This window comes from Winogradskyella sp., from assembly GCF_965656915.1.
GTDB lineage: Bacteria > Bacteroidota > Bacteroidia > Flavobacteriales > Flavobacteriaceae > Winogradskyella.
The window spans coordinates 14,058-27,387 of record NZ_CBFHMI010000033.1; the positions used below are offsets into that span (position 1 = coordinate 14,058).

Genomic DNA, 13,330 nt, shown 5'->3' on the forward strand with positions numbered 1-13,330 from the left:
ACAATAAAACAACATACTCTTAGGCTCCCTTAATGGTAAGTCTTAAAACAGAGCAGGCTGATTTTTCGGTAAATTTATCTTTTCCTGTTCCAAAAAGAACACTAATCCAATTGTCTTTTTGTGGTGTTCCTAATATGAGTAAGTCATAGGATGCTGAAGCATTTGATATGGTCTCAATTGAATCGTTCGATTTTATAATATCAACTTTACATTTTGATTTTGCTGTGGCTAGTAATTGATTAGAGGATTCTGCTATATCAGCTAATTCTTTATCATTGATGTCTTCCGAAACAACGCGCAGAAGGGTAAATGAAGCTCCATAAAAAAGCCCTATTCTATCCGCTACTTCAATAAAGTTTTTGTCGTTTCTTCCAGGCCTTAATGCAATTAACACCTTACTGATGTAGCGCACACCATTGTCCTTAAATAAGGCAAAACTCGAATTTATATTTGTAACTAACCATCCTATTGGATTATTAATTAGTATGCCTGTTCGTGCTCTTCCATCCCAACCTACGACTAGCCAATCACAATGTGTCTGGTCACTTAAATCATGAATTGTGTCGGACATATTATGAGTCACTATAGATTCAAAATCTATATTTATATCCTTTGATGTTGCAAGTCTTGAAAATCTCCTAGCTAAAGAATTAATCTTAGGGTTTTCATCAACCATTGCTTCTAAAAAAGTTTGATTTGGAACTTCTGTAATATTGGCCACCTGAAGTTTCTCTTTTGTGTTTAAAGCCGCCCCTATTTCAACTAACATTTCTGGAGACGTTTCATTTCCTAACAAAGGAACTACTACTCCGGCATCTTCTAAAAACTCACCATCAAAGTATTTTGGATTAATTAAAACATCGTTTTTCGATTGTCTTCTTTTCCTGTTTTTTCTTTTGTATAATAAATACAAAGCTGGTCTATGACCATATTTTCTCAAAACACCGGTTCTAGATGTCTTCTTACCATACTTTAAATAAATAAAGAAACCGATAATTGTAATACTTAAAATTGCCATAAGCGGCACAAAACCCAAAAGCACCAAAAGCACAATACCACTTATAATTCCAAAGAGTTGTATAAAAGGATACAATGGAGATTGATAAGCAGGCTGATACCATTGGGTGGCGGTTTCTCTTAAAATAATAACGCAAGCATTGACTGAAATAAACATCATTACCATAAATGCACTTGCTAACTTTGCTATTTTTTCGACATCTAAGAAAAGAATAGCAATCGCCATTACTAAACACGTCATCACTATAGTAACTACTGGTGTTAAATACTTAGAGTGTATTTTGCTCATAAAGGCAGGTAACAACTTATCAATTGCCATTGCGAAAGGAAATCTTGAGGCGGCAAGTACTCCAGAATTTGCCATTGATACTAAAGTAATAACACCTACTATTGCTGCTGCATAACCAATATATGTATCACCAAGTTTATTTGCTATGGTAAAAATAGGTTTAATATCTGTTTTCAAACTTTCCATCGGAATGTTGCCAACCAATGTAAATGCAATAGACACATATATCAAAGCCATAATTACCAGAGATAGCATCATCGCTCTAGGTAAATTTATATTTGGATTCTTTATTTCTCCAGCAATTGCAGCTATCTTAGTAACACCAGCATAGGATATATAAACAAAGGCGACAGTAGACACCAATCCAATATTTCCATTACTAAAAACTGGCTGTAATAAGGCATCGTCTACATTTGGTAAACCAAATATTAAAATTGCTGCTAAACTAATTATGCTAATAGTAACAATGACAAGCTGTACCTTTCCTACTTTTTTAATGCCAAAAATATTGAGAAACAAAATGATAAATAGGAAAAAAAGGGCTGCATACTTAGTAAATCCTTCATTAAGATTGACCAATACAGTGAGGTAAGCTCCAAATCCAACTAAAGCAAATGAGCTTTTTAACAAAAGGGATAACCACAGACCAATGCCTGCGATAGTGCCAAAAATTGGTCCGAATGTGCGCTCAATATAAACATAAGTTCCTCCAGAAGAAGGCATGGCTGTAGCTAGTTCGCTTTTAGATAATGCCGCTGGAAGAATACAAATCGCCGCTAATAAATACGCTAGCCATATTGAAGACCCTGTTTTTGCAGCTGCAATTCCTGGTAAAACAAAAATACCACTCCCTAACATACCTCCAATACTAATGGCAATTGCCGATGTTAGAGAAATACTGCGCTTTAAAGTCTTCAATTGCTATTATTTTGATTCGAAAATAGGCTTTTTTTTTGCAATTGCTAAAATGATAGAGAAATCAAATACAGTATTGAATTTTAGCAAACCTTTTTAAATGGATAATAACTTATAAGGGCTTATGGTTTTTCCTCTAATTCAGTTTTATAGTATAATCGTTTTAAACTTCTTTTTAAAAGGGTAAACCTATACACTCCAATAATAAAAAAGACGGTACTAAATATTAGAGCTGTTAAGGCTAAATATTCAAAATTAGAAAACTCCTTTAGCTGAAAAAAAGCAATGCTCCCTAACAACAGATACAGTGAAGACCTCACGTAAGACAATAAGGTTCTTTCGTTAGCAAGACGTGTCCGCTCTATGGCTAGATAGTCCCTTAAAATTACTTGCTCGTCTGGTTCAAAGTCTCGACCAAATCTTAATAATTTCATTTTTTTAATCTTGAGCTTAGGCTTTGCCATATTTTTTACAATTTAAGTTAAGCATAGTTTATAAATGTAATTATTATTTTAAATTCTAGAAATTCACACTTATTAAATTGTTAATTATCCTTTAATTAATTTAGTTTACGTCTTTTATTTTAGACACTTTTAGTATTTTGCATCTCTGTAAAATTGATAATACAAATGCAACTATACCCAATACAAGCTGGTAATTTTAAACTTGATGGTGGTGCCATGTTTGGTGTTGTGCCTAAGTCTCTTTGGCAAAGAACAAATCCCGCAGATAATAATAACATGATTGATATTGCGGCACGTTGTTTGTTAATTGAAGATGGAAAGCGATTGATTTTAATAGACACAGGCATGGGTAATAAACAGAGCGATAAGTTTTATGGCTACTATTATTTGTGGGGAGATGACTCTATTGATAAGTCATTAGCATCTTATGGTTTTCATAGAGATGATATAACTGACGTTTTTATGACTCACTTACATTTTGATCATTGTGGAGGAAGTATTCAATGGAATAAAGATAGAACGGGTTATGAACCGGCATTTAAAAATGCCTCATTTTGGTCTAATGCAGATCATTGGAAATGGGCAACAGAACCTAATCGCAGAGAAGTAGCATCGTTTCTAAAAGAGAATATTCTCCCGATAGAAGAATCTGGGCAGCTCAATTTTACATCTCTGCCGCAAGAACATATCTTAAAAAATAGTGAATTAGGCTTCGATATTTTTTTTGCAAATGGACATACAGATAAACAGATGATACCTATGATTAAATATAACGGGAAAACCATTTGTTTTATGGCAGATTTATTGCCAACTGCTGGTCATCTGCCATTACCCTTTGTAATGGGTTATGATACAAGACCATTATTAACTCTGGATGAAAAAGAGTTGTTTTTAAAAATAGCTGCTGATAATGATTTTTACTTATTTCTAGAGCATGATGCTCATAACGAAATAATAACCGTTAAACACACCGAGAAAGGTGTGCGCTTAAATAACAAATATACTTGCAACGATATTTTTAACTAAAAAATAAAGAAATGAAATATTATTTTAATTACAGATTAATAGCCTGCTTAGCACTAGTTACCACATTATTCTTTGGTTGTGGATCAACCGCAGATGTCCTGTCTACGCCTGTTGAAAACATAGATACATCTCCATTAAAAGTTAGCGATTTAACTGAGGCCGAGAAAAAGAATTGGGGACATTTAGACCTAGAACAAGACACTATTCCTGGTATGGCTGTTGATAGAGCTTATGAAGAAATTATAAAAAACAAAAAAGGCAAAAAGGTCATAGTTGCCGTTATAGATTCAGGAATTGATATCGACCATGAAGATTTAGATGGAGTTGTTTGGACTAATAAAGATGAAATTCCTAATAACGGAAAAGATGATGATAATAACGGTTACGTAGATGACATACACGGTTGGAATTTTTTAGGAGACGCTTATGATGAACAATTGGAATATGTTCGTTTAATAGCATCTGGTAACACATCAGACCCTAGGTATCAGGAAGCTGTAGAGCTACACGAATCAGAATATCAAAAATGGTTAGGAAGAAAAACTCAGTACGATCAGATAGCACAAGCTGTAAAAAATGCTGACGAGGCACTGTCTAAGCATTTAAACAAGACAGAATATACAATGGATGATATAAACGCTATTGAAACAGAAGATCAAAATGTACTACAAGCTATTCAAGTTGCTAAAAACCTTAATACAAACGGATTGTCTATGTCAGAGGCAAAAGAACAAATAAACGGTGCTTTAGTACAAATTAATGAGCGCTTAAATTATCACTTAAATAAGGATTTCTCTGGTCGTAAAACTAATGATGATATTAATGATTTATCAGCCATTGGTTACGGTAATGGTAATGTTAAACCAGTCAAAAAAGATGAGGCTCACGGCACACACGTTGCTGGTATTATAGCTGCAGAAAGAAATAATGGTATGGGCGCAAACGGTGTAGCTAATAATGTTGAGATTATGTCGTTAAGAACTGTACCAAATGGTGATGAATATGATAAAGATGTAGCCTTAGCTATTAGATATGCCGTAGACAACGGGGCAAAGGTAATTAATGGAAGTTTTGGAAAATCATTTTCGCCACATTCAGAATGGGTACGAGACGCTATAAAATATGCATCCGATAACGATGTGGTTTTTGTACATGCTGCAGGAAACGATAGTAATAATATTGATGTTAAACCAAATTTTCCTGACGATAATGTAGATTTTGTAGAGATTTCTAATACATATATCAGAGTTGGGTCCTTAACTCAAAAGTATGGGTCTAAATTAATATCTGGCTTTTCTAATTACGGCAAAAAGAATGTAGATGTTTTTGCTCCAGGTTCTGCGATTTACTCTACTATGCCAGAAAACGAGTATGATTACAATAGTGGTACATCAATGGCTGCGCCTGGTGTTGCGGGTATTGCCGCATTAGTACGTTCGCAATACCCTAAACTAACTGCGGCACAGGTTAAGCAAGTTATTGTAGATTCAGGGTTACCATTATCCACTCAAGTTGTTGTCGGTGGAGATGCTAATAACGTAAAAGCTTTTGCTGATTTATCTAAATCTGGTAAAATTGCAAACGCCTACAATGCCTTAATTATGGCATCAAAAATTAAATAAACCTTTAATAAATTATTTTTAAAATGGTATTCATCTCTCAACTTTACAGACGATGAATACCATTGAATTATCCTCAAAAATTAAATATGAAAAAGTTCTTTTTTAGCCTTGTTGGTTTAGCACTTATAAGTTCGTGTGGAAGCTCAGATATCATTGCGCAAGGCCCTTCCACACCAGAAACACCAAAATCTCCTACAAATTCTTCTTATTGGCAACAGCATGTAGATTATAAAATGGAAATTGATATGAATGTCAATTCGTTTCAATACAAAGGGAAGCAAAAACTGGTATATACCAATAATTCTCCGGATGTATTAAACAGGGTATATTACCACTTATATTTTAATGCTTTTCAACCAGGAAGTGAAATGGATGTTCGCTCACGTACTATTCAAGATCCTGATAGAAGAGTAACAGACAGAATAAGTAAGCTTGAACCAAATGAAATAGGTTATATAAAAGTTAATTCCTTAAAGCAAGATGGTGTTGCGCTTTCCTACGAAACTGTAGGAACGATTTTAGAAGTAAAATTAAATAAGCCTATTCAGCCAGGTGAAAAGATAACTTTTGATATGGATTTTGATGGACAGGTACCAAAGCAAATTCGTAGATCTGGAAGAAATAATGCTGATGGCATCGCACTATCTATGACGCAATGGTATCCAAAATTAGCAGAATATGATCTTGAGGGTTGGCATGCAGATCCTTATATAGCAAGAGAGTTTCACGGTGTTTGGGGTGATTTTGATGTAAAAATTACTATTGATAAATCCTATATTATTGGAGGTACTGGATATTTACAAAACGCTAATGAAATTGGTTACGGATACGAAACAGGAAATGTTAATAAGCCAAAAGGAAATAAACTAACCTGGCATTTTAAGGCACCAAATGTGCACGACTTTACATGGGCTGCTGATCCAGATTATATCCATGACACCATGCAAGTACCTGATGGCCCATTATTACATTTTTTATATACAGGAGATACTGAAACTCAGGATAACTGGCAAAAACTTCAGCCACAAGCGGTTAAGTTAATGCGGTTTTTTAGCGAAAATGTTGGTGATTACCCATACGATCAATACTCATTTATACAAGGTGGTGATGGTGGAATGGAATATGCTATGTGTACACTAATCACTGGCGGAGCTAATTTTGGAGGATTACTTGGAACAGCTTCGCATGAATTAGCACACTCCTGGTTTCAATTTTTATTAGCAACCAATGAGGCTAAACATGAGTGGATGGATGAAGGTTTTACAAGTTATATTTCGGCATTGGCTATGAATTCCTTGAGAGAAGAGAAACGAGACAACCCTTTTAGTGGCTCATATAGGAGTTATTTAAGGTTGGCTAACTCTGGTTTTGAACAACCCTTAACGACTCATGCAGATAGATACGCCTTAAATGGTGCTTATGGTGCCGCTGCATATAGCAAAGGAGCCGTATTTATGGCGCAATTGGGCTATATCATTGGGCAAGACAATCTTGACAAAACAATTAAGAAGTACTTTAACGATTTTTCGTTTAAGCATCCAAAACCTTTAGATATTGTGCGAACAGCCGAGCGTATTACAGATTTTGAATTAGACTGGTATCTTATCGATTTTGCACAAACAACAAACACTATAGATTATGGTGTAAAAGCTGTTGAAGGAAATACGATTACGTTAGAGCGTATAGGATTAATGCCAATGCCTATTGATCTAACAGTAACCTATACAGATGGTTCTAAAGAAGAGTTTTATATTCCATTACAAATGATGAGAGGCGAAAAACCAACTTCAGCTACAATTATTAGCGATTGGGCTTGGGCAATGCCAACTTATACCTTTGAGACGAATAAAGAGGTAAAATCAGTAGAAATAGATAATTCTCAATTAATGGCAGATATTAATAGAGAAAATAACATCTTCCCTACAGAATAATTATTAAGATATTATGAAAAACCGCATCTAGTTAGATGCGGTTTTTTTATTAATACCAATCTTCATTACGATACATTTCGTTTTTTGAAACACGTTCTCTGTTATACAATAATAAATGAGAACTGTCAATTTGTTTGTTTCTATACCCAAAGAGATGAAAAATAGATTTAGCCATAAATCGTGTTACTGACAAATCAGCTTTTAAGACACCTGTTTTTTTATCGTACCAATTAATACCTGGTAATAGAGTTAAAAGAGTGTCTGCATTCATATTTCTAAGTACCTCTGATAGTTTTAAGAAGAATCGCGGAATTGATCTAATAATAAAATAACCATCGTTTCCAGACTTTTGGTACAAAGGCATAAATAGCTTCGCATTATGCTCTGAGTATATTTTAATGCCGTCTGTAATAGCAAGTAAGGTTCCTTTTTTAATATTCTGAAAACTCTCAAAGCCTTCAACCATTTTAAAGTCTTCCTGTGGTTTAATATGATATTTATAAATGACTTCAAAAATTGAAGAAATATTCTTTGAAGCGTTTTTTAAAACACTTTCATATGTGCTTGTATTAATAGAATTTACATTGCCAGCATATTTTAATACTAGATTAATAAATGCAGCGGCATTAGTAACCGCATTTGGATCTGTATGCTGACCAGATTCAAATCCTAACGACACATATCCTAAAGTGTTAAGATAACTTAATAGTGGCCCATCTAAATATTCTTCGATTCCTAAAACTACCGGAACAGGAAAACAGTTTGAAAACTTCCTGTTAATTAATGCATCATTTATCGTTATAAAAGGTAGCGACTTGCTTGATGTTGTATGTAAGTCTATAAAGTAAAGTGGGCTTTTGTTGGTAGCAAAAAGTTGATTAATAAAATGGAAAAGTTCTTTTTGCTCTCGTTCTTCGTCATTTAAATTATCCTCATTTTCAATAGATCTTAATTGTCTTAATGTCCACATTCTATTGAGGTCAGATTTTAAAAAACGTTTGTTTCTATCTAAAGCTTTTATATTTCCATAAATGCCATAAATTTCTCCATTTACATCTGAAGGTTTAATTAATTTTAAAACTTTATTTAAGGCTTTCACGCCTGCATATTCGTTACCATGTATACCTCCAAAAAACACAATGGTTGAACCAGGATTGTCTCCAACAATGTGATGAAAAATTCGATTTGGTGCTTCAACTTCTTTCTTATCTTCTTTAAGACTCACTTCTATCATTTTATAAATCATTCGACGTTAATATTCCTAATAATTCTTTATTTCTAACTACTGGTAGGCAATTAATTTTGTGAATTCTCATAAGTCGTTCTGCTTCTTCTATTGGTTCTTCCTGGGGTATTGTAATTAAATTCCTTGTCATTACATCTTTAACACATAAATGTAAGTCTTTATCTCCAAGTTTTATCAAATCTGTCCAGGTTAATAAACCGGTTAATTCTTTCTTTTTATTTATAACTGGTAGGTGGTGAATGTTTTTCCATTTCATGATATTACTAACCAATTCTAAGCTGTCTTTTTGATCTACTAATAACATTTTGGTGTTCATATTATGTTTTACTATTCGGCTAACATCAATTTTTAAATTATCATCCGGATCAAATAAACCCCATTCATCAACCGTTATTTCTTCTAGCTGATGCTTATACATGTAAGCAGTTATATTTTGTAGTGCCTCAAAATTAGTTTTACTTTTCTGAAGGTTTCTATAATTATTCACCATCCATTGAGCGCCATTATTAGATAAAGCGCGTTTTCTAATAATCGTCAGGTACCTTTCAATATCAGCTTTGTCTATATTAGCCTTTTTTAAACCAGTTTCAGCGATTGGTAACAATTCTTCGATAAGTAAGTCTTTGGCTGAAATTAGGGCATTGTTCCATACAAATTGAGTCTCCATTCCATTTCTGGCAGCTTTAAAAAAGTTGTTTTTTACATCCTTAAAGTCCATTTTTTCTTGAATATTAGCATATTTCTGAGGTTGACCCAACATTAGACCTACCCAAAAAACCATATTTGCAATTTCATCTACCAATGTAGGTCCAGAAGGAATGTAGCGGCATTCTATTCTAAGATGTGGCTTACCTCCAACCACACCATAACATACTCTATTCCATTTGTAAACAGTTCCATTGTGAAGTTGAAGCGCCCGCAGTTTTGGGATTTCTCCATTGTCTAATTTCTCTAAACTATCATCGTGCGCATCAGATGTAAGTAAACTTCTAAATCTTGAAATATGATCTCTAAAAATGTCCGTTACCGTTCCTTTTTCCCAATCTACCCCAAAACTTACACGCGATTGCTTTTCGTTATGAATAAAAGAATTAGCTCTTGTATCTATACTCTGTGTAAATAAGGCAATTCTGCTCTCTGCCCACAATTCTCTTCCAAATAAAATAGGGGAATTAGCACAGCTACTTAAAACTGGTCCGGCAATCGCTTGTGCCCAATTATACTTATCTACAAACTCATCTGGGTTAATCTGTAGATGTGTCTGAAAACTTGTATTACAAGCTTCTAACATTACAGAATCATGTATAAGATTGAGCTCATCAACTCCCTTTATATGAATATTAAAAGATTCTCGGCGAGACGATTTTAAGGCGCTATTTAAAACATGGTATCTTGGCTTATCTGTCATATAGTTATCACCAATATGCTTAAGTCTCAATGTAGGCAATATACCTGTGAGAACAATTTTTGTGTCTTTTGTTTTTGCCACTTTCGCTCCCTTTTTCAAAAGCGATTTGAGTTGATCATAGAGTTGTGTAAAACAATTGCCCTTAAGAAGTAAAGGGTCTGAATTTATTTCGAGATTATATTTTCCTATTTCTGTTGTAAAATGTTCATCATCTATGGCTTCTAATACTTCTACACTATTTTTATTAGGGAAAAACCTGTTAGTTACAACACAAAATTCTTGTTCTGCACCTATTCTAATGGGTTCTTTTTCAATCAATCCTCTTTTTAGCATTATATCTAAGGCTTCTAAATCTTTTATAAGATGATGAATATATAATGCTTTATCTTTGGGGCTTTTAAGTTGTTTTACATCTAAGTGTCCCATAATAATAAGGTGGGTTTAGTTAGTTCTTGTAATTTACTTTAAATATAAGATTTAAAATATGACTTTTATCATGGATAAACTTGTAAGTCCTGTGTTTAAAGGTAATTAGAGCATTAATAATTTAAATATTAGGTATAAAAAATGTCGTTTAAATACGGTAAAAAAGATAAATTAAAAAGTAAAAAAAACATTGAGCAGTTATTCAATGAGGGTAAAGCTGTTACGGTGTTTCCACTACGACTTGTTTATCTCGAAACTTCTTTTGATGATGGCAGCGCACTAAAAGCTGGTGTTTCGGTTAGTAAACGTTTACACAAAACAGCGGTTGGCAGAAATACAATTAAAAGGCTTATGCGTGAGGCTTACAGACTTAATAAACCGTTATACTTTAACAATAGTTCGGCATCTTATGCGTTTATGATTTTGTACATTAGTAAAGATGGAACAACTTTTGATAAAATAGATAGGACGATGAAATTATTGTTAAAAAAATTTACAAAATCTGTTTCTAAATAAATTAAGCGTGAAATACCTTGTTATACTTTTTATACTTACACTGCCTTTAGCATGTTCTAATAATTCAGAATCATTAGGTATTATGAATCGGTCAGATTCAAATATGGATTTTGAATCTGCAATGTTAGAAAGTCCTGCAAAAGTTGAATCAAAACAAGATATTGACCAAAAACTAATTAAGGAATCTTATTTAGCATTTCAAACTGAGGATTTAGACAAATCCTACCAAGAAATTGTAGCTATTGTAAAAAAGAACAATGGCTACATACAAGATGATTCCGCAGATAAAGGTTACAACAGAATTTCAAGGCTAATAACACTAAGAATTCCAACGAATAACTTTCAAAGTGCTGTAGACGACATTAGTAGTACGGTTGATTTTTTTGACTCTAAACGAATTTCTTCAAAAGATGTTACAGAAGAGTTTATTGATCTGGAGGCGCGCCTTAAAGCTAAAAGAACTCTAGAGGAACGCTATCTGGACTTATTAAAAAAGGCAAAGAATGTAAAGGAAGTATTAGAAATAGAACGTGAACTGTCTAAAATAAGGGAGGAAATTGAAGCCAAACAAGGACGCTTAAAGTATCTGAAAAATAAAGTTTCATTAAGTACAATACAAATTCAATTCTATAAAATAAGTTCTGAAACCGGTGTTACTAAATCCTATGGTTCAAAAATGTGGAACGCTATAGTTGCTGGTTTCGATGGTTTATCGGTATTCTTTTTAGGAATTCTGTATATATGGCCTTTCATTTTAGTGGTGATAATCGCATTTTTTATCATACGAAAATGGCTTGCAAAACGAAATAAAAAATAATGATGAAAACAATACTAAAGAAAAAAATAATCATTCCTACACTTGCGGTTGTAGTGTTTTTAAGTACTACAGCATTTAAGAATGATTTCTTTGAAATTGCAAAACAAATAGAAATATTTACAACGCTTTTTAAAGAACTCAACATGAATTATGTTGATGACACAAATCCAGGTGAACTTATGGATACTGCTATAAAAAGCATGTTGGATGATTTAGACCCTTATACGCGTTTTTACAATGAACAAGATGTACAAGCTTCGAGGATTAACAATGCGGGAGATTATACAGGTATTGGAGCTAAGGTTTTAACTCTAAAGGATAAATTAGTAATTGTGGAGCCTTATAAAAACTATGCAGCTGATAAGGCTGGATTAAAAGCTGGAGATGAAATTATTAAAGTTGATAATGTCGTAGTATCAGATTTTAAGGACGATGCGGCAAATTTACTGCAGGGTGCAGCTGGAACAGAGGTTAACATTACTTACAAAAGACAGGGTAAAACCAATACTACTAAAATCATAAGAGAATCTTTAGAGATTAAGGCTGTACCTCACTACTCTATGATAGATGATAAAACAGGATATGTAGTACTTCGAAAATTTAACAATAAAGCTTCTTCTGAAACTATTAGTGCTATTAGAGCTTTAAAAAATCAAGGTGCCACACAACTTATTCTAGATTTAAGAGGGAATCCAGGTGGCTTACTAAGTGAAGCTGTTAATGTTACTAATATTTTTGTGCCTCAAAATCAATTGGTGGTTACAACAAAATCTAAAGTTAAAAAATACAATAAAACCTATTATACACAACGTAATCCAATAGACACAGAAATCCCTTTAGTGGTATTAGTGGATGGAAGTAGTGCGTCTGCAAGTGAAATTGTATCTGGAGCTTTACAAGATATGGATAGAGCGGTTGTAGTAGGTACGCGTAGTTTTGGAAAAGGTTTAGTACAAAGACCTAAACCATTAACCTACGGTACGCAAATGAAAATCACCATATCGAGATATTACACTCCTTCTGGTCGATGTATACAGGCTTTAGATTACTGGAATAGAGATGAAAAAGGTAAAGCCACAAGAACTAAAAAAGAGAATTACAATGCCTTTAAAACCAGAAATGGTAGGGATGTATTTGATGGAGGTGGTGTACAACCAGATGTAGAGGTAGAGTTTGCGAAACAAACACCAATTACCAAAGCAATTTTAAGTGAAAATTTAGTCTTTAATTATGCGACTAAATATTTTTATAATAATAGTGTTGATGATTTAAAAAGCTTCAATCTGGCAGATACTGATTTTAATGATTTTAAAAATTATTTAAAAACAACTGGTTTTAATTTTAAAACAAAAACCGAAGAAGCTCTAAACGAAGCTATTGCTATAGCGAAAGAAGAAGAATTAGAAGGTGTTATTGATTCAGAATATCATAACTTAAATGCAGCATTGCAAGCTTATAAATCTAATGCTATAGATCAAAATAAGGCTCAATTAAAGTCATTATTAACTGACGAAATTATTAAACGTTATTTCTATAGTGAAGGCTTATATACATACTATACGGCGAATAATATTGAAATTAAAAAAGCCTTAAGTATACTCAATAATCCGTCTCAATATGCTGGCATTTTGAGATAAAAGTTAAAAATTAATT

At 33.2% G+C, this 13,330-nt stretch carries 10 protein-coding genes; 6 read left to right on the forward strand and 4 right to left on the reverse strand.

Annotation, left to right across the window (positions count from 1 at the left end; translation table 11 throughout):
* Window positions 1-19: 19 nt before the first annotated feature.
* Together ACTG3Y_RS09185 and ACTG3Y_RS09190 are read right to left on the reverse strand one after the other, a co-directional pair.
* Window positions 20-2,224 (reverse strand): amino acid permease, encoded by a 2,205-nt coding sequence (locus tag ACTG3Y_RS09185; RefSeq protein WP_439152629.1) that lies wholly within the window; start codon window positions 2,222-2,224, stop codon window positions 20-22.
* 119 nt (window positions 2,225-2,343) lie between these two features.
* Window positions 2,344-2,655, reverse strand: a complete 312-nt coding sequence (locus ACTG3Y_RS09190) for a DUF202 domain-containing protein (protein WP_439152630.1) — start codon at window positions 2,653-2,655, stop codon at window positions 2,344-2,346.
* Between the two features lie 195 nt (window positions 2,656-2,850).
* On the opposite strand from ACTG3Y_RS09190, the gene ACTG3Y_RS09195 reads away from it, so the two are divergent.
* The 3 genes from ACTG3Y_RS09195 to ACTG3Y_RS09205 all read left to right on the forward strand — a co-directional run bounded on the left by ACTG3Y_RS09195 (window position 2,851) and on the right by ACTG3Y_RS09205 (window position 7,264).
* Window positions 2,851-3,711 carry an MBL fold metallo-hydrolase gene (locus tag ACTG3Y_RS09195; RefSeq protein ID WP_439152631.1) on the forward strand — a complete coding sequence of 287 codons (861 nt, stop codon included), beginning with the start codon at window positions 2,851-2,853 and terminating at the stop codon, window positions 3,709-3,711.
* Between the two features lie 11 nt (window positions 3,712-3,722).
* Window positions 3,723-5,333 (forward strand): S8 family peptidase, encoded by a 1,611-nt coding sequence (locus ACTG3Y_RS09200; protein ID WP_439152632.1) that lies wholly within the window; start codon window positions 3,723-3,725, stop codon window positions 5,331-5,333.
* 86 nt (window positions 5,334-5,419) lie between these two features.
* The gene (locus tag ACTG3Y_RS09205) at window positions 5,420-7,264 is read left to right on the forward strand and encodes a M1 family metallopeptidase (protein ID WP_439152633.1); all 1,845 of its coding nucleotides are present in this window, start codon (window positions 5,420-5,422) and stop codon (window positions 7,262-7,264) included.
* Window positions 7,265-7,313: 49 nt separating this feature from the next.
* Here ACTG3Y_RS09205 and ACTG3Y_RS09210 read toward each other — a convergent pair whose 3' ends face one another.
* Window positions 7,314-8,510, reverse strand: a complete 1,197-nt coding sequence (locus ACTG3Y_RS09210; RefSeq protein WP_439152634.1) for a succinylglutamate desuccinylase/aspartoacylase family protein — start codon at window positions 8,508-8,510, stop codon at window positions 7,314-7,316.
* Window positions 8,500-10,344: a CBS domain-containing protein gene (locus tag ACTG3Y_RS09215; RefSeq protein WP_439152635.1), complete on the reverse strand. Its 1,845-nt coding sequence runs from the start codon at window positions 10,342-10,344 to the stop codon at window positions 8,500-8,502. The genes ACTG3Y_RS09210 and ACTG3Y_RS09215 overlap by 11 nt, the downstream gene beginning before the upstream one ends.
* Window positions 10,345-10,485: 141 nt before the next feature.
* On the opposite strand from ACTG3Y_RS09215, the gene rnpA reads away from it, so the two are divergent.
* The 3 genes from rnpA to ACTG3Y_RS09230 are packed head-to-tail and all read left to right on the forward strand — an operon-like array spanning window position 10,486 to window position 13,314.
* On the forward strand, window positions 10,486-10,860 hold the full coding sequence (rnpA, locus tag ACTG3Y_RS09220) for a ribonuclease P protein component (RefSeq protein ID WP_439152636.1): 375 nt from the start codon (window positions 10,486-10,488) through the stop codon (window positions 10,858-10,860).
* A 7-nt stretch (window positions 10,861-10,867) separates the two neighbouring features.
* On the forward strand, window positions 10,868-11,677 hold the full coding sequence (locus ACTG3Y_RS09225) for a DUF4349 domain-containing protein (RefSeq protein ID WP_439152637.1): 810 nt from the start codon (window positions 10,868-10,870) through the stop codon (window positions 11,675-11,677).
* Window positions 11,678-11,679: 2 nt separating this feature from the next.
* Entirely contained in the window at window positions 11,680-13,314 is a 1,635-nt protein-coding gene (locus ACTG3Y_RS09230) for a S41 family peptidase (RefSeq protein ID WP_439152638.1), read from the forward strand.
* Window positions 13,315-13,330 lie beyond the last annotated feature (16 nt).